This is a genomic window from Paenibacillus glycanilyticus (assembly GCF_030161375.1).
Classification (GTDB): Bacteria; Bacillota; Bacilli; order Paenibacillales; family Paenibacillaceae; genus Pristimantibacillus; species Pristimantibacillus glycanilyticus_B.
Genome location: NZ_BSSQ01000030.1, coordinates 22034 through 38707, shown reverse-complemented (window position 1 = coordinate 38707; position 16674 = coordinate 22034). Strand labels below are relative to the sequence as shown.

The 16674-nt window shown below is 51.1% G+C and carries 18 protein-coding genes and 1 riboswitch; of the genes, 8 read left to right on the top strand and 10 right to left on the bottom strand.

Annotated features, from left to right (window positions below):
* Positions 1-23 precede the first annotated feature (23 nt).
* Complete coding sequence (gene motB / locus QQK89_RS28585; protein ID WP_284242167.1) at positions 24-842, bottom strand: flagellar motor protein MotB; 819 nt, start codon at positions 840-842, stop codon at positions 24-26.
* The gene (motA, locus tag QQK89_RS28580) at positions 829-1626 is read right to left on the bottom strand and encodes a flagellar motor stator protein MotA (protein WP_284242192.1); all 798 of its coding nucleotides are present in this window, start codon (positions 1624-1626) and stop codon (positions 829-831) included. The genes motB and motA overlap by 14 nt, the downstream gene beginning before the upstream one ends.
* 168 nt (positions 1627-1794) lie before the next feature.
* On the opposite strand from motA, the gene QQK89_RS28575 reads away from it, so the two are divergent.
* The gene (locus tag QQK89_RS28575) at positions 1795-2088 is read left to right on the top strand and encodes a hypothetical protein (RefSeq protein WP_284242166.1); all 294 of its coding nucleotides are present in this window, start codon (positions 1795-1797) and stop codon (positions 2086-2088) included.
* Positions 2089-2112: 24 nt separating this feature from the next.
* A complete protein-coding gene (locus QQK89_RS28570; RefSeq protein WP_284242165.1) occupies positions 2113-3351 on the top strand; it encodes an EAL domain-containing protein in 1239 nt (412 codons plus the stop codon).
* Here QQK89_RS28570 and QQK89_RS28565 read toward each other — a convergent pair.
* A complete protein-coding gene (locus QQK89_RS28565; RefSeq protein ID WP_284242164.1) occupies positions 3348-3875 on the bottom strand; it encodes a GNAT family N-acetyltransferase in 528 nt (175 codons plus the stop codon). The two genes, QQK89_RS28570 and QQK89_RS28565, sit on opposite strands and share 4 nt — an antisense overlap.
* Positions 3876-3977: 102 nt before the next feature.
* Here QQK89_RS28565 and QQK89_RS28560 point away from each other — a divergent pair, with 102 nt between their 5' ends.
* Positions 3978-5204: an MFS transporter gene (locus QQK89_RS28560; protein ID WP_284242163.1), complete on the top strand. Its 1227-nt coding sequence runs from the start codon at positions 3978-3980 to the stop codon at positions 5202-5204.
* 117 nt (positions 5205-5321) lie between these two features.
* On the opposite strand, the gene QQK89_RS28555 is transcribed toward QQK89_RS28560, so the two are convergent.
* From QQK89_RS28555 to QQK89_RS28545, 3 genes are all read right to left on the bottom strand, one after another.
* On the bottom strand, positions 5322-5789 hold the full coding sequence (locus QQK89_RS28555) for a C40 family peptidase (RefSeq protein WP_284242162.1): 468 nt from the start codon (positions 5787-5789) through the stop codon (positions 5322-5324).
* A gap of 5 nt (positions 5790-5794) precedes the next feature.
* A riboswitch (cyclic di-AMP (ydaO/yuaA leader) is annotated at positions 5795-5951 on the bottom strand.
* A 311-nt stretch (positions 5952-6262) separates the two neighbouring features.
* Positions 6263-7084, bottom strand: coding sequence for a hypothetical protein (locus tag QQK89_RS28550; protein ID WP_284242161.1), 822 nt, complete (start codon positions 7082-7084; stop codon positions 6263-6265).
* Positions 7085-7094: 10 nt separating this feature from the next.
* A complete protein-coding gene (locus tag QQK89_RS28545) occupies positions 7095-9101 on the bottom strand; it encodes a M1 family metallopeptidase (protein ID WP_284242160.1) in 2007 nt (668 codons plus the stop codon).
* 104 nt (positions 9102-9205) lie between these two features.
* On the opposite strand from QQK89_RS28545, the gene QQK89_RS28540 reads away from it, so the two are divergent.
* The 5 genes from QQK89_RS28540 (at position 9206) to QQK89_RS28520 (ending at position 12813) form a co-directional block, all read left to right on the top strand.
* Positions 9206-9727 carry a YwhD family protein gene (locus QQK89_RS28540; protein WP_284242159.1) on the top strand — a complete coding sequence of 174 codons (522 nt, stop codon included), beginning with the start codon at positions 9206-9208 and terminating at the stop codon, positions 9725-9727.
* Between the two features lie 119 nt (positions 9728-9846).
* Positions 9847-10443: an RNA polymerase sigma factor gene (locus QQK89_RS28535; RefSeq protein WP_284242158.1), complete on the top strand. Its 597-nt coding sequence runs from the start codon at positions 9847-9849 to the stop codon at positions 10441-10443.
* Entirely contained in the window at positions 10440-11000 is a 561-nt protein-coding gene (locus QQK89_RS28530) for a zf-HC2 domain-containing protein (RefSeq protein WP_284242157.1), read from the top strand. The genes QQK89_RS28535 and QQK89_RS28530 overlap by 4 nt, the downstream gene beginning before the upstream one ends.
* A 16-nt stretch (positions 11001-11016) precedes the next feature.
* The gene (locus QQK89_RS28525) at positions 11017-12180 is read left to right on the top strand and encodes a hypothetical protein (protein WP_284242156.1); all 1164 of its coding nucleotides are present in this window, start codon (positions 11017-11019) and stop codon (positions 12178-12180) included.
* Positions 12181-12813 (top strand): hypothetical protein, encoded by a 633-nt coding sequence (locus QQK89_RS28520; RefSeq protein ID WP_284242155.1) that lies wholly within the window; start codon positions 12181-12183, stop codon positions 12811-12813.
* A gap of 56 nt (positions 12814-12869) precedes the next feature.
* On the opposite strand, the gene QQK89_RS28515 is transcribed toward QQK89_RS28520, so the two are convergent.
* The 4 genes from QQK89_RS28515 to QQK89_RS28500 all read right to left on the bottom strand — a co-directional run bounded on the left by QQK89_RS28515 (position 12870) and on the right by QQK89_RS28500 (position 16663).
* On the bottom strand, positions 12870-13595 hold the full coding sequence (locus QQK89_RS28515) for a peptidylprolyl isomerase (protein ID WP_284242154.1): 726 nt from the start codon (positions 13593-13595) through the stop codon (positions 12870-12872).
* Positions 13596-13725: 130 nt separating this feature from the next.
* Positions 13726-14058, bottom strand: coding sequence for a cytochrome o ubiquinol oxidase subunit IV (gene cyoD, locus QQK89_RS28510; RefSeq protein WP_284242153.1), 333 nt, complete (start codon positions 14056-14058; stop codon positions 13726-13728).
* A 1-nt stretch (position 14059) separates the two neighbouring features.
* Positions 14060-14686 carry a cytochrome o ubiquinol oxidase subunit III gene (gene cyoC / locus QQK89_RS28505; protein ID WP_284242152.1) on the bottom strand — a complete coding sequence of 209 codons (627 nt, stop codon included), beginning with the start codon at positions 14684-14686 and terminating at the stop codon, positions 14060-14062.
* Complete coding sequence (locus QQK89_RS28500; protein WP_284242151.1) at positions 14687-16663, bottom strand: cbb3-type cytochrome c oxidase subunit I; 1977 nt, start codon at positions 16661-16663, stop codon at positions 14687-14689.
* Between the last annotated feature and the right edge of the window lie 11 nt (positions 16664-16674).

Here is a 16674-nt window from a genome sequence, read left to right as displayed (position 1 = left end):
GGGATTTTTTTATACGGTAATGCTTATTGTTTTGGCGTTGCGGGAATTTGCTGCGTATTGCTGGAATCGACATATTTGCGGATGATGGATACTTCAACGCGACGGTTTTTGCCACGTCCGGCAATCGTATCGTTGGAAGCAACCGGCCGGTATTCGCCGTAACCGATCGCGCTGAACCGTTCCGGTTGAAGATGGTTATTCTGGAGCAGTACATCCATGAACCGGATGGCCCGCGAGGAGCTGAGATCCCAGTTCGATTTGAACGATTGCGTGCGTATCGGTTGATTATCGGTATGGCCGGATACGACGATCTCATACCCGGTATAAGGCTCAAGCATCTTGGAGATGTTGTTGGCAAGTTCTTTCGATTCCGACTTGAGCGCGTCGCTGCCGGAGGCAAACAACGCATTGTCGCTGATCGTAATCATCAGCTGCGATTGATTGAGCTTCGTGTCGAGCTCAGCGGACAAGCCGTTTTTCTTAATGTATTGATCCAGCTGTTTCTTCAGCTTCTCTAAATCTTCTTGCTCTTTCTTCATAAGCTCTTGAAGATTCGATTCCGTATTCTCGTGTTGGTTGGTGTTTGTTTTATCCTGATCCTCAATCCGCTGCTGGGATTGAGTGCCGTTCTTGATAACGGACGGGTTGTCCAGAACGCCTGCCCCCGTGTTAAAGGCTGCGCTGAACGCTTCGCTCATCTGCTCGAACTTTCTGGCATCCACGGCGCTTACCGCATACAATACGATAAACAGCGCGAGCAGCAGGGTTAACAAGTCGGCATAGGGAATGAGCCATGACTCGTCGATATGTTCCTCGTGGTCGTCGTGCTTACGCTTTTTCACCGGCGCCAGCCTCCTTCTCCCTCATTGCCGCACGTTCCGTTGGGGTGAGGAATACAGACAACTTCTGGTTGATCGCAATCGTGGATACGCCGGATTGAATGGACAACAGGCCTTCTACCATCATGAGGCGAAGCTGGACTTCTTTTTTGGACAAACGCTTTAACTTATTCGCAATCGGATGCCACAAGACGTAACCGGTGAAGATACCAAGCAGCGTAGCGATAAAGGCGCCTGCAATGGAGTGGGCGAGAGTCGCCATATCATCCATATGGCCAAGGGCGCCAATCAGACCGATTACGGCACCAAGTACACCTAGGGTTGGAGCGTATGTTCCTGCTTGCGTGAAGATTAGAGCGCCGGCTTTATGGCGTTCTTCCGTCGCCGAGATATCTTCAAGCAATACGTCGCGCACGAAATCCTGGTCGTTCCCGTCGATAATCATGCGCATGCCGTTGCGGAGGAAGTCGTCTTCGATATCTTCAACCTTGGCTTCCAAGGCGAGAAGACCTTCGCGGCGCGTAATCGAAGCCCATTCCATGAAGTTCTCGATCAATTGCTCGCGGGGCATCAGCGGCTGTTCCTTGAATGCGATCTTGAACAGTTTGCCTACCTTGGAAAGCTCCGACATCGGGAAGGCGATCAGAATAGCAGCAATAGTCCCGAGGACGATGATCATATAAGCGGCGGGATTCAGCAGATTGCTAAGGGAGGCGCCTTTCAGCGTCATGCCGACCAGTACCGCTACAAGTCCTAATATAATTCCGATTAACGTAGAATTTTTCATCATGCACCCCGTCCAGTACGTTTTCGACAAGTCTCTAGTGTTTATATCGACAAGTGATCGTATGGAAATTAGACTTTCAGAAATGATTTAAGAGAGAAGCGTTAATTTTCGTGAAAATGCGGTAAAATGGAGATAGAGATGTTAATTATGGAAAAGGTGGTTTTCAAGGTGGGAGTTAGACACGCAAGAGAATATGCGGATATATTGAAAGAGCTCACGGAAGCGGTAAGCGAAGTGGAAGGCAGCTATACGTTTTTTGAGATGGAAGAAGAGGAATGGGTGGCATTAGGGGAAGATGATCGCCATGAAGTGATGGAAGCGCTCGCCGATGACGTGTTCTATGGGCTTGGCGAACATCCGATGATTGAAGTAGGCAAAGGTTCCATTACGTACCATCCGAAGCATCATGTCATTGAAGTGGCGCAAGGGGATAATGTAACTCGTATGATTCGTTTGACATAAAGGGTTCAAAGGGAGAGCGTGAGCGTGACGAACGACTTCTTATTCAATATGGCGATACCGCAGACGTTGCGGCTGGATGACGAGCAATTGTCCGCTTTCTATCAGCCGATCATTGCGCTTGATACAAGAGAAGTAATGGGGTACGAGGTGCTTGGGAGAGCGTGCAAGGGGGAGGCGGTACGTAGTCTGGGACCGTTTTTTTGCGACCCGGAAGTACCGGATCAGGATCACATTGCCGTCGACCGCTTATTGCGGGAACAGGCTTTCCGGAAAATCGCCGCAACCAAGCAGCCTCCCATGCTGTTTATTAATTTGAAGCCTAACTGGATGCACCGCGGGATGTTGTCTGGCGAGCAGTATACGTTGTCCCTGCTGGATAAGTATCGGATTGATCCTAGCACGGTAGTCATTGAAGTTACGGAGGAAAGCTTTGGCGGCGGGATGGAGGCGCTGTTGGAAGCGATTGCCGGGTACCGTTCCAAAGGTTGCCTTATTGCTATTGACGATGTCGGCAGCGGATTTAGCGGAATGGACCGGATCGCACAGATTCAGCCTAACATTCTGAAGATCGACATTCATATGCTTAAGGCGAGTGCAAGCCATGACGGATTTCTAGCCACGCTACGTTCTTTCTCGGCGCTGGCTGACCAGCTCGGGGCGTCCTTGCTTGCCGAAGGCGTGGAGACCAGGGAGGATTTGCAGAGAGCTATTCAGGCAGGCGTGCGTTATGTGCAAGGATATCTGTTTGCCCAGGCCGGGCCGGAGTTCGATGTACCGGACCGTTATTCCTCCCTATTAGACGAAGAACTGGAAGCCCACCGGCAGCTGAAGCTGTACGCGGAGAACTATTGGCGGTATTTGTCGGATAGGCTGACCGGCAAGATTGACCGGGTTGGTCATCTGGAGGAGTTGGAGGAAGAGGAGCAGGAATGGATTGCCCGTCTTCTGCCGGTGCTTGAGAACAACTGCACCCGCGTATACCTATGCCGCGATGACGGCATTCAAATTTCTTCCAACTATTCGAGACGAGTAGACGGAAGCTGGCGGCGGGAAGAGGAATATAGCGGAGCGAACTGGAGCTGGCGTCCGTATTTTGTACCGAATGCCGTGCAGCTTAGCGACAGCCGCCGCTCCATCGTGTCCCGCGCTTATACCGATCTGGATTCCCGGGCCTGGATTCGAACCTTATCGATCCTCGTGAAGCCCGGCATTATTCTGCTCGTGGATATGAAGGATCCGGAACTTGATGATTGCCGTGGCTAGGCATAGGAAGGATTGGACTTGTACACCATACAATGGAACTCTGCGGGTCCTTCCGGCGTCTTTTTTACATAAGTATCGTCAATCACAAAGCCAGCGCGCTCATAAACCCGAATAGCACGATGGTTCCAGCTAAGTACCTCCAGATCCACGCTGTTCTGGGGAGCTCTGCGGAACGCCTCTCGAACTAATAATAGGGTAAAATCCGTACCAATGCCCCTGCCGCATAAGGCGGGATGAAGGCCAAGCCCCAGGCGCGTGACGCCAATGATAGGGAAGAACTGAGCGAAGCCGATCAGCTTCTGCTCGCGATTCACGACAGCCGCATATTGCATGCGCCGCAGGACGGGATCGCCGAATTCGATCTCGTCCTTTTGCATCTTATCCCAGGAAGGCCATTTGTACAGGTCATAAGGTTCGGCGTAGTGCCAATCGCAAATTTGCCGCGCATGTTCAATTTCCAGCGGCTGGATAGTCATGTCCGTCAAGGTTGGTTTATAATGAAGCTCATCAATAAAATTAGTCATGGATATACCTCTTTTATGAATCTATAGGTTTCTTCCATTATAACATTTCAGAAATCAACTTCATGAGGATTTGGCGAAGGACAACGAAGGAGAACTTTTACGATGCGGAAATTAATAGCGCTTGGCTGTTTGTCTTATCTCGTAATTGGATTAGCTCATGTTGTGGGCGGATCGGTAATGGAGCAAATGTTGGACAAATACGACTTGTCCTACGATGACGGCGGGCAATGGATGATGAATCAGTTCTTCGGTTTTCTCGTTGGCGTACTGCTCTCTCCGTACATAACATCCAAAATAGGCAAGAGGGGTGGCGTGCTCGTCTCGCTTGGGTTGCTTACTCTAGGCGAAGCGGCGTACAGCCTTACTCCCCACTCCTGGGGACTTATGTTGTTTATCGCCTTGTTTGCCGGCTTTGGCTTTGGCATGACGGAGTCCGTTATTGGTGCCATGGTTATCGACATGGCGGAGGAGAATGGGAAAGCCAATGCCATGACCAAGCTGGAGACGTTTTTCGGAATCGGGGCGTTCCTGATGCCAACGCTGGCGGGTATATTGATCCGCTATGATGTATGGCAGCTATCGTTCCCGATTTTATCGGCACTGGCAGGCATCACCTTCATCTTGTGGATGACCCTGTCGTTTGGACCGATCGACGACAAGATCGGTTATCATGCCAGAGTGCGCAAAGAGCATGCGGAGTCCAAACCGACTATTGCCGGGGCCAAAGGTTTCTTCGGTTATAAGGCATCCGCTATACCGTTCTTGCTGCTGTCGGCTTTGTTCTTCCTCATCTATGTTGGCGTGGAAATGAGCTTCTCTAATTATTTGCCTTCCATTATGATTGCGCGTTCCGGCATGACGGAGGCAAGCGCGCCTTCATCGCTCAGCTTGTTCTGGGCAACCATGATTGTTGGCCGGTTGTTTGCGGGGCGTCTGGCGGACCGTGTCGGTTACTTCCGATACCTGCTTGTTGCCATTGCGGGAGCATGTCTAGTTGTTGTCGCGATGGGGGCCGTCCTGCAGTTGAGCGGGATGATGGTGTTAATCGCATTAAGCGGCTTGTTCTTCTCCGGCGTGTTTGGCATTGCGCTCGTGTTCGCTAATGGCCTACTTCCGGGTACGACGGAACGGACGACCAGCTTGCTTGTTGCTTGCGGAGGGATAGGCGGGGCGATCTTCCCGAAATTGACGGGCTGGATGATGGATAGTTATGGGGCGGACCGTACGGTCTGGATTCTTGGAGCGTTAATCGTCGTTATGTTCATCGTTCTAATAGCCATGTTGGCTTTGGGACGGCGGCAGCAGGCGGAGGCGGCAACCGCTTCCTAATATATAGATATAGAACAAACAATAAAGCCGCATGCGGTTTGTCCGGTTGGACAAGCAGCCTGCGGCTTTATTGCAGCAATCTTGCTTACCGCCTCAGGGGAAGCGGGTTGCATGATTCTATTGTTCGTCGGCATATTTTTCAAAAGTGCTAGGATTCATGATACGTCGTGCAGTTACATACCGGTTGACGTAATAAGAGTCGCTAAGATTGCTAATTGTAACGCCCTTGCTGGACGATGCATGAGCAAATTGGCCATCTCCTACATAAATGCCGACATGGGATACGCCACGACCATTCGTGTTGAAGAACACGAGATCTCCGGCGATCAGATCGCTTTTTGCGATCTTCTTACCTGTTTGCGATTGCGAAGTGGAAGTACGAGGAAGATCGATGCCCATTTTGTCGAATACGTAAGAAGTGAATCCGGAGCAGTCGAATCCTTTCGAGGATGTTCCACCTGCAACGTACGGTGTGCCAATCACATTGCTGACAATACCGTCCATTTTGGAGTCTGCGAAAACGCTTCCAGCCTGAAAAGCCAGCATTAACGCAAGCCCAAGAATAAGTGCTGTAACCTTTTTCAAAGCGGTAAAGCTCCTTCCAATGCCGACGAGGTTAGCTGTGGGGTTCGGTTGAAGGATCCCTATGACTTCTCAGGCGCCGATTCAATCTATTCGGACGTCGAAGTCAATTCACCCAGGGTGGTTCCCCCGTTTCCAGTACAAGGAATTTGGCAGTGTGTTTTATGTACTTGGTAACTATTCGGTAATTTCCGCTTATCTCCTCCCCAATCCGACAAATTCTAATAATTCTCATGGAACCTTTTGACTAATCTATGCATAAATATCTATCTTCTCATCCATCGGTCATCCTCATAGGGCGCATAGACTAGCAGATAAGTACTATTTTAATTTACTAACTCTTTACTATGTGCGGTTGCTAGCCAATATGTTGATTTATTTGGAGAATGCTAGGGCAAGCTTTCTCGGGAAAACGCGAAAAACCCGCGCTGCGACTAGGTCGCAAGGCGGGTCGATTCTATAATAATGAGAAAATTTTAAACTTCCTTTGATCTTAAAATGTCGTATTGGGAGGCTAGAGTCCAAACCTTCAGCAAGGTTCGGACAAGATGATACCCTTGATGTACGAGGAGGGCGATAAATCCGGCCCACACGAGAGACAGGCCGCTCACGAATAAGCCGATTCCGGAGCCAATCGCCCACATTAACAGCGATAAACTGGCGAAAGGGAGCAGATGTTTGACAGCTGTGCCAAGCGTTTGCTTGATACCTCCGCGTTTCTGGCTGGTTGCGCCAAGCTGCATGGCGAGGAACAGCAGATGGAGCAGGATACCCCACAAGATCCAGCCTCCTGCAGCAGGCAGCGTCTTCTGCAGCAAATCGTTTATGGAACGGCTGTGCAGCAACGCATCCAAGCCGCGTGGCGCGAGCCACCAGGCAGGGGCTAGAACAAGAAGGGACTCCGTCCAGTAGAGCAACGTGACCGGCTTCCACGCTTTTCGGATCCCTTGGAGAAATTGCGTGCCGCCGGATTCGGTCGCATGCTGCAAAGAATAGAGAAGTCCGGCATTAAATAAAGGCGAGAGAAGCATTCTGGCAAGGAATAAGCCGCCGAGCAGCCATAAGTATGGCGTTAATACGTCAGTCTTCATGATCTGAAATTGCGCTTCGCTCATGAATAGCTGAACCGCCGCCTTAGAGGGCGAATGATCGGGAAACCTCCGCAATAACGGCGATACAACCGAATCTATAAACCGGTATAGGAAAAATCCCCACAGAAGCTGGTATAGGAATAGCAGAATAACGATATAAAAATGCTTGATCGCGAGCCGCCAGCCTTGCATCATATGATTTTTCATTGAAACCCTCCTACCATCCCAATAAGCCGAGCAGACCCTGGATGACGTTGGAGACACCAAGACTCCAACGCGTACGAGTGGCCTCCGACAAGTCCGCCTTCATATAGTCGTTCATATGTTTATTGTCGAGCACGTTCGTATGCTGCGGATCTACGGCCACCCATTCAAGCGGGGAGCTGTGGACCACTTTATATTCGACCTGCGATTCCGTCGGATCCCAGGTCTTGGGGATAGTCGTGCCGTCCTTAAACTTCAGTACAACCGGGATCGGTCCGTTATAACCGCCGTTGCGTTGAAAGAGGACGGACGACTCGTACATTTGCGTGCCGTCTTGTTCGACCGGGCGGACGCTAATGGACTGCACGGCTACGTCAGCCATCTGGTTGTCGTAGACATATTGGTCGAAGTAGTTGGTCCACTTCTCTTTGGTGACCTGTTCGACAACCCGCTGGAAGTCTGCGCTCGTTGGATGCTTGAACTTATATTTCTGGAAGTAGGTGCGCATAATTTTTTGCATCGTTTTCTCGCCGACCTTCTTTTCGATGCCGATCAGAACCAGCTTTGCCCGCATGTACACATTCTCGGCATACACGTTATTGCTTGGATACGCCCATGACGGCTGCTTAAGCGGAGCGGGATCGGTCATATAACTGGCTTCCAGCGGCAGGTTGGCTTCTAAGCCATAAGCGCTGGCCATGACTTTGTCTTCCGCATAGGAAGTAAAGCCTTCATCGAGCCACGCTTCCTCGAATTCATTCGAGGCAACCATGCCGTACCAATATTGATGGCCCACTTCATGGACGACGGTTCGCTCGAGGCTGTAGCCCGGATTGCTCGTCTCTGCGGCAAAAGCCGTCACAAGCGTTGGATATTCCATGCCCCCCGAGCCGTTTGCTCCTTTGGGCGGTACAACGACCGACAAGGTGGAATACGGATATTCGCCATACCATTGTCCGTATTTGGACAAGGCGGATTTGGCGGCATGCATGTAACGGTCTTTCAAGTCCGCATGCGCAGGGTCTAAATACAACTTAATGCGGACGCCCGGTATACCCGGACCGGACAACGTATCCTCATAGTAGATAAAATCCGGCGAGGCGGCCCATGCAAAATCATGCACATCATCGGCGTAGAACTGATAAGTGGAACGGTTATCCTTTTTCTCCACCGCTTTCGTCTGGAAGCCGGTTGCCGCCACCGTATACGATTCCGGCACTTGGATGCGGACCGAATAAATGCCGAAGTCGCTGTAAAATTCGGAATTGCCGTGGTATTGATGCGTATTCCAGCCTTCAGTCGTGCGGCCTCTTGTGCCTGCCGTCTCATAGACGGCCAGCTTAGGGAACCATTGTCCGGCCATCACATAATTGCCGGAGTACCCCATCCGGGCGAATACTTCCGGAAGTTTCACTTCAAAGCCCATCTGGAGCGTAACGGTTTTGCCCGGTGCTACCGGCTCGGGAAGCTTAAGCTTGGCCAGCGTAAAGTCATTTGGATTGTTGTCGTCGGGTTGTACATAATGAAGTCGCGGAAGCAGGCTTTCTCCTTCGGTCGTTTGCAGCGTGAGCAGTTTCATGTAGCCCTGGCTGGCCTCCGTAGCCTTATCCGAGCGCAGCTTGCCGCCGGATTCCTGCATGAAGGTGGTTTTGTCTGACATGAAGGCATTCGGGTAGAGATGGAAGTACAGCTCGGACACCGTTTTTTTGCCCGGATTGGTCCAGGTAACGGTCTGCTGGCCGTCGAGATACCGGATATCGTCGCGCAGAGAGACGTTGATATGATATTCGGTAACTCGTTTGCTGAGCGCCTCCGGCTTAGGCGCCACCTGGTCAGGTTGGGACGAGGCAGGCGGCTTGGCCGATTTTGGCGCGGAATCGGTCGCTGCTTTGGCGGCAGGGGCGAGGGCATAGGTATATTGGGATTGCCAAGCGCGGCCGAAGCCCTGCTGGATGGAGAGGCCGAGCAGGACGGCGGTAAGCGTAAACAGCAACAATCGTTTGACGTAGCGTGGAGACATGATACAATTCCCTCCCGTTGACAAGCATCTACAGCATGTATATGTTTGCTTTTCGCGGATTATTAGCTAAAATGGAATTATTGTACGGGGAAGGTGGAAGAGCGATGACGGAACAGCAAGGACAGCCGGCCGAGCCGGAAAAGAAAGAAAAGAAGTCACTCTCGCTTAACGTAGTGAGCAACAAAAAACATAAAGGCTTTGGAGCCGGAACGATAGATTTGAGCGCGGTATCATGCGTTATTATTGATGGCGGCGTAGCCTATATTGATGATGGCGCCATGCATGCGAAGAGCAAGGTGGAGCGGGGCATTAAGTTCACTCCAAACAAGGAGGACACGCCAAACGGCCGCAAGTGCTGGATCGTATGGACCGCCGTTGAACGCGGTGAGGAAGGTTCTTATTATGCGGGGGCAACAGCGTGCGAGATGTGGATCGATACCGAAGCGCGCCGCGGCTGGAAGATTCTCGCCGACCATGTGAACAAGCTGGATGCGGCTATTAAGCGCAAGTACAAGCTGGAAGAGCTGGACGGGGAAGAGAAAGCGGCATACCGCAAGCTTCTGATTGAGCATAATGAAGAATGGTGGAACAACTCGCCGGAAGAGCTCAAGGAAGCGTTGGCGTAAACAAATTCGTTAACTGAATAACCGGGGATCGCAAGGCAGGGAGCCATGCGTTCTCCGGTTTTTTTGTTGGATTTTATTAGCAGGAAAGTTTTTTCGAGGATGTGCAGGGGTGGGCGGATATGCCGTCGTCTATTATAGCGGGAAGGGAGGAGAGCGAGATTCAAGACGAACAATGGATCACAGCCATCAAAAACGGCGGTCCTGCGGCGTTTCAAACTTTTGTAGACGAATATGGGCCCTATATCTATCGTACCGTGTATGCCGTGCTCCGCAGCCCGCATGATGCGGAAGACGTGACACAAGAAGCGCTGCTGCAAATCTATCGCTCCCTCCCGGAGTTCAGAATGGACGGCTTCAAGACATGGATTACCCGCATAGCCGTCAATAAGGCAATCGATTGGAAAAGAAGCCGTATGCGCAAACCCGAGGAGCTGGTCGATAACCTTGTCGGGTTTGAGGCAGAAGGAGTCTTGGCAGCCCGCGGACAACCCGTTGAGGCCGCCGTTATAGACCAAGAAGAGAAACGACAAGTGCGGGAGCAGGTGGATCAGCTGCCGGACAATTATCGCGAAGTCGTAACGGCTTATTATATGGAGAACAAATCGTACGAAGAGATCGCTGCTCAGACCGGACTCGAGAAAAAAAGCGTGGAGTCGAGGCTCTACCGGGCACGCAACTGGATTAAGCGGCATTGGCGGAAGGAGGACTTCGAATGAACAAGGAAGAGTGGAACAACCATTTGACGGCATCGGAACTAGATGCCTATGTCTCAGACCGGCTCACGGAGCAGAAGCGTGAAGAGATGGAAGGGCATATGGCGGAATGCGAGCCATGTATGTTGCTGTTCATATCTGCGATAGAAGCATCCGAAGCAGGGGAATTAGCATCTTTGCCAAATATGGCGGCACAAGCAAATGCAAAGGCAGCTATTCCGGACATGAAACAACTGGGGAAGCGGGTCATCGACGTCCTGCTCGCCGAGTCGGCAAGGAAAAGTCCGGTTATGCGGGCGGAGCCTGCCCGCCGCCAGTCATTCCTGCAACGGCCGGCTGTTCACTTCGCTGCCGCCGCTGCCATTACGCTGCTGCTGCTTGGTACAGGGACGTTCAGCGGGATTTCGGCCAAGTTGGGAGAACTCGATTCCCATGCCATGCCTTCCGAGCAAACAATTGAGCAGGGGGAAGAGCAGCCGCAAGAACCTACATGGTCGGACCGGATGGTCAACCGTACTTCTACCTGGTTCGATAAGCTTGAGAACGATCGTTTCAAATAAAGAGGTTATATATTTCATGAAAGTGAGGAAAGGCAAGATGACGAAAAATCCGATAGTCGCTTTGTTGTTGTCATTTATTCCAGGCGTCGGGCATGCCTATCTAGGGCGGCCATTCCGCTGCCTGCTGTACGGAGGAGGGTTCTTTGGCTCCTTATTGTTATTTTTCATCGCTTTACAATCCGGAGATGGAGGAGACATTGGTCTTTTCTTCTTCTTTATAGGTGCATTAAGCTGGCTCATTAACATGATTGATATGATTGTAACGCTGCTGTCGCCCAAACCGCCTGTTGCTATGCCATATAGCGAACACGGAGATATCCCGTTTGATCCGGGTTATATGGCGTACGAGCAGCAACGGGAGAAAACGAGTACCGTGATGTTATCGCTTATTCCGGGACTTGGCCATATGTCGCTTGGCCTTATGCAACGCGGCATTACGTTCCTGGTGGCCTTCCTTGGCTTGTTCGCGGTTGTGGTCTTTATCGGCGTCGTGACCAATACCTCCGCCTTCCTCGTCTTCCTGCTTGGATTGCCGGTCATCTGGGTTTACAGCATCTTTGACGCGATTCAGCAGCTTCACCGGAAGCAGCGCGGAGAGGAACTGAACGACCGGCCGCTCTTTGAGGAGATTGAGAATCATATGGGCGACGGACGGAAAAACAAAGTGCTCGCCATGATTCTCTCGCTGTTCCCTGGCGTTGGACATCTGTATATTGGCCAGCAGAAACGCGGGCTTCAACTGATGGGCAGCTTCCTTATCGCCATCTATTTGATGGATTCGCTTAGACTCTCTATCTTTTTGTTCCTTATGCCGCTCCTATGGTTCTACGCGTTTTTTGATTCCATGCAGCAAATGGCCCGCTATGAGCGCGGAGAGATGAGAGATGAGGCTGTTGTGGCGCAGCTTGCTCCGTATCAGAAATGGATTGGCATCGGGTTGCTTGTCTTAGGTGTTTATTATTTAGGCGATCGGATTATGGCTACTTATATCGCCCCTAATTTCCGTGATATTTATCAGGAATATATGAATTTGAAATACAATTTGCCAACGGCGTTTGTCGCCTTCATTATGATTGCTCTTGGATTTCGGTTGGTCTTCGGCGGCGGCCGCAAGTCATATCCGGCTCCGGAGCCGCTTCCGCCTCATCCTTCGAGGATGTCGGACAGGGAGGGAGAATAGATGAAGCAATGGCGCGTAGGATCGTTGTCTATGGGGATCACGCTGCTCCTGATCGGCATTGCGATAGGGTTATCCATATGGATTGGAACGGAATCGCTTGAGCTATTGCTGTGGGTGGCGCCCGCCGTCTTTATTCTGCTTGGAATAGAGATGTTGGTTCATCTGAAGCTCTCCAAGGAGGAGAAGCCGATTCTACGTTACGATTGGATGAGCATGTTTTACGTAGCGGTAATTGGGGCTGGAAGTTTACTTATGGCTGGATTTACTTCAACGGGTTTGCTTGGCGAGGTGCGCGATCAACTGCAGATGACGGAACGTACGGCGATTGTGCAATCCGAGCCAGTCTCGGTACCGGATGGCATTAAGAAAATCGTCGTGCAGTCGCTCCGCCCCGTTCAGCTCGATCAAGGGGAGAGCCGCGCCGTGCAGCTGCTCGGCCAGGTACAGTATTGGTCGCCTAAGCCGCTTAAACAGCCGGAGCAGATGGTAGCAACAAGCACGGTAGGCAGCACGATGTACGTGCTTATTAACGGCTTCGAGCATAAGGACGGCTCGATTGGCTCGGAGAGCATTAATCAGGAGCTGACGCTTGTCCTTCCGCAAGAAATTGAGATTGAGAAGCGGGGCTTCTAATCGCACTCGCCAAAAAGGCAGTTCCTCTATAGAAGAGGAACTGCCTTTTTGCTTAACTATTTGACCTTTTCAGGCTCGGCAAACGTCATGCCTTTTGTATCTATCGTTGCTTTTTTGATTGCCATCGGTTTGACCGGAGTGGAGCCTTCGCCCGATTTTTCCGTCTCCTGGTTAACAATCTCGTCAACCGTATCCATACCTTCGATGACTTTGCCAAATGCCGCATAATCGCCGTCAAGCGAAGGAGCATCCGCAACCATCACGAAAAACTGAGAACCGCCGGAATCCGGATCGCCGGAACGCGCCATTGAGATCACGCCGCGCGTATGCAGCAGATCATTCTGGAAGCCGTTGCTCATGAATTCGCCTTTAATGGAATAGCCGGGGCCGCCCATGCCTGTACCTTCCGGGTCGCCGCCCTGAATCATGAAGCCCGGAATAACGCGATGGAAGATCGTGCCGTCATAGAAGCCTTTCTTAACAAGGGAAACAAAGTTGTTAACGGTATTCGGAGCGATCTCCGGATACAGCTCGACTTGGAACGATTTGCCCGTATCCATCTCGATCGTAACAACCGGATGTTTGTCGGAACCAAGAAGCTTGTCCGGTACAGGTGCTTCCGTTGCTTCTGGAGTGGCGGTTGCATTGGTGTTGCCGGAACCGCTAGTGTTGTTATTGCCGTTGGAGCTTGTCTTGCTGCCGCCGCCGCAGCCGGCGATAACGAGAAGTACCGCTGCTACAAGCAGTACAAGAACCGGCAGGCGCATGTTGCGTTTAAACATCGTAAGAAGGCCTCCTCATGAGGGTAGTTGTCCTATTGTTCCCACTCATCATAACATAGCGGATGAAATGAAAAAAAGCCCAGGTGCTTCTCGATGGAGAAGACCCGGGCTTGTTGTATCTTTTGATCGCTTAGCCTACGGAATTGTAAGTCATAATCCAGATCGAACCGGCAATAATGGTGATCAGGATGACGACGCCAAAGATAAGCGCCATCACGTTGAAACGAGGTTTCTTCTCTTCGCGAAGATGCATGAAGAAGAAGAGCTGTACTAGGAATTGCAGGATCGCCATGATCATAATAAAGATCAGAGTTGGCGTTCTGTCCATCATGTCGTTCAATACGACAACAAGCGGCAGAATTGTAAGCACAATCGAAAGAACGAAACCGATGACATAGGATTTCAGCGAGCCATGAGACTCATGCTCATCATGTCCATGTCCGTGCGTGTTAGGGCCTCCCATCCTACATCACCCCCATCAAGTAAACGACCGTGAGGACGAAGATCCACACAACGTCAAGAAAGTGCCAATACAAGCTGACAATCGTAACTTTACGCTTCGTTACCGGCGTAATACCGCGCTTGCCGATTTGAATCATCAAGCCAATCATCCAGCAGAGACCAACCGATACGTGAAGACCGTGAGTTCCCACCAAAGTAAAGAACGCGGACCAGAAGCCACTTGTACCGATCGTTACGCCTTCGTCGACCATTTTGATAAACTCGGATACTTCAAGGAAAATAAACGATGCGCCGAGCAAAGCCGTAATGATCAGCCAGCCGATCAGGCCTTTTTTGTTGCCTCTATGCATTTGAAGAACAGCTAGACCGCTGGTGAAGCTTGATGTTAACAAGATAAATGTCTCGGCGATTACGCCAGGCATCTCGAACATCTCATGTGGCGTAGGACCGCCATTTGTGCTGTTGTGCAGAACGGCGAACGTCGCAAACAGCGTACCGAACAAGATAACGTCGGTTACAAGAAACATCCAGAAGCCAAGAACCTTAATGGATTCATGATCGTGATGATCATCATGGTGGCCGTGGTCGTTATGACCATGACCGCCATGAGGCGTCACTGTGTGTGCCATTTAGTGCCCCCCCTTTAATGCTGCTTCTGTGCGTTCAATCTCGTCAACCGGAATGTAGTAATCCGTATCGTAATCGAAGGAACGAGCAAACATGCAGACAGCAACGCCGATCAGGCCCGGCACGAGCATCCAGGTCCAGTGCCATACAAAGCCGAAGCCGGCGATGAAGAAGAACACAGACATAATGAACGGAATACCGGAGTTTTTCGGCATATGAATTGGTTCCAGCGGCGCGAGCGGTTTTGGCTTAATGCCATTCGCACGGCGCTGTTTCTCTTCCCACCACTCATCCGAGCTCGAAACCTCGGGAAGACGCGCGAAGTTGTACATAGGAGCCGGCGATGGAATCGACCATTCGAGTGTACGACCGTCGCCCCATGCGTCTCCGGATTTTTCTTTCTTCAGGAACTTGATGCTATGCGCGATTTGCCATACTTGGAAAATAAACGCCAGACCCATGATGAAGGCGCCCACCGTCGAAACGATGTTAAGCGGCTGCCAGCCAAGGTCGAAATTGTATTCGTTGAAACGGCGGGTCATACCCATCAGACCAAGCGCGTATTGCGGCATGAAGCAGACGTAGAAACCAATGTTCCACAGCCAGAATGCCCATTTGCCAAGGCCGTCATGAAGCTTGAAGCCGAACATTTTTGGCCACCAGTAATAGAGACCGGCGAAGTAACCAAATACCACGCCACCGATCAACACTTGGTGGAAGTGGGCGATCAGGAAGTAACTGTTATGGAACTGGAAGTCAGCAGGCGCAACCGAGAGCATAACCCCCGTCATACCGCCGACGACAAAACACGGTATAAAGGCAATGGTCCAAAGCATTGGCTGGCTGAAGGTGATCCTTCCTCGGAACATCGTGAACAGCCAGTTGAACACTTTTACACCGGTCGGTATGGCAATGAGCATCGTCGTGACCGCGAAGAACGCGTTGACGTCGGCGCCGGAGCCCATGGTGAAGAAGTGATGAAGCCATGTAAAGAACGAGAAGAAGCTGATCGACATAAGAGCAAATACCATGGACTTATAACCGAACAGTTTTTTCTTCGAGAAGGCTGATACGACATCCGAGAATACCCCGAAGGCCGGCAATATAACGATATATACTTCCGGGTGACCCCACATCCAGATGAGGTTGATATACATCATCGGGTTGCCCCCGCCGTCAAGCGTGAAGAAGTGCGCGCCGAGATAACGGTCGATGAACAGAAGGAACAGCGTAACCGTCAGAATCGGGAATGCGAACATTATAGTAATGGAAGAAGACAGTACGGACCAGGTGAACATCGGCATTTGCATCAGCTTCATGCCTGGCGCGCGCATCTTCAGAATCGTTACGACAAAGTTGATACCGGACGCAAGGGAACCGATACCGGAAATCTGAATGCCCCAAATGTAGAAGTCTTGGCCAAGGCCAGGGCTACCGGACAATTCGGAGAGCGGCGGATAAGCCAGCCAGCCTGCGTCAGGCGAACCTCCGATAACAAACGATACGTTGAACAGCATCGCTCCGAAGAAGAAGAGCCAGAAGCTGAGAGAGTTCAAATAAGGGAACGCAACGTCGCGCGCGCCAATCTGGAGCGGTACAACGATATTGAACAAACCAAACATGAGAGGCATCGCCATGAAGAGGATCATGATTACGCCGTGGGTAGTGAAGATGGCATTGTAATGTCCTGCGTGCAGGAACTCTAATTGCGGCATCGCAAGCTGCGTACGAATAAGCAGGGCGTCAACGCCTCCGCGGAACAGCATGAGAAGCGCTGCGATGACGTACATAATACCGATTTTTTTATGATCGACGGTTGTCAGCCATTCGGTCCACAACCAGCGCCATTTTTTAAAGTAGGACAGAGCAATTACGATCGCTACCATGGAAAGACCAATGGATACCTGGGCACCCAGGATAAGCGGATCGCCGGTGATGAAGAAGTCATTCATCAAGAAATCCCAAAATTCTTTAAGCATAGTGCATCTCC

Bases quoted from the DNA above. Each gene is read 5' to 3' on its own strand.
- QQK89_RS28565 (WP_284242164.1), bottom strand. From the start codon at position 3,875: ATGACTAATTTTATTGATGAGCTTCATTATAAACCAACCTTGACGGAC.
- QQK89_RS28525 (WP_284242156.1), top strand. From the start codon at position 11,017: ATGAAAGTGAGGAAAGGCAAGATGACGAAAAATCCGATAGTCGCTTTG.
- QQK89_RS28540 (WP_284242159.1), top strand. From the start codon at position 9,206: ATGACGGAACAGCAAGGACAGCCGGCCGAGCCGGAAAAGAAAGAAAAG.
- QQK89_RS28545 (WP_284242160.1), bottom strand. From the start codon at position 9,101: ATGTCTCCACGCTACGTCAAACGATTGTTGCTGTTTACGCTTACCGCC.
- QQK89_RS28500 (WP_284242151.1), bottom strand. From the start codon at position 16,663: ATGCTTAAAGAATTTTGGGATTTCTTGATGAATGACTTCTTCATCACC.
- cyoD (WP_284242153.1), bottom strand. From the start codon at position 14,058: ATGGGAGGCCCTAACACGCACGGACATGGACATGATGAGCATGAGTCT.
- QQK89_RS28560 (WP_284242163.1), top strand. From the start codon at position 3,978: ATGCGGAAATTAATAGCGCTTGGCTGTTTGTCTTATCTCGTAATTGGA.
- QQK89_RS28550 (WP_284242161.1), bottom strand. From the start codon at position 7,084: ATGAAAAATCATATGATGCAAGGCTGGCGGCTCGCGATCAAGCATTTT.
- QQK89_RS28515 (WP_284242154.1), bottom strand. From the start codon at position 13,595: ATGTTTAAACGCAACATGCGCCTGCCGGTTCTTGTACTGCTTGTAGCA.
- QQK89_RS28520 (WP_284242155.1), top strand. From the start codon at position 12,181: ATGAAGCAATGGCGCGTAGGATCGTTGTCTATGGGGATCACGCTGCTC.
- QQK89_RS28530 (WP_284242157.1), top strand. From the start codon at position 10,440: ATGAACAAGGAAGAGTGGAACAACCATTTGACGGCATCGGAACTAGAT.
- motA (WP_284242192.1), bottom strand. From the start codon at position 1,626: ATGAAAAATTCTACGTTAATCGGAATTATATTAGGACTTGTAGCGGTA.
- QQK89_RS28535 (WP_284242158.1), top strand. From the start codon at position 9,847: ATGCCGTCGTCTATTATAGCGGGAAGGGAGGAGAGCGAGATTCAAGAC.
- cyoC (WP_284242152.1), bottom strand. From the start codon at position 14,686: ATGGCACACACAGTGACGCCTCATGGCGGTCATGGTCATAACGACCAC.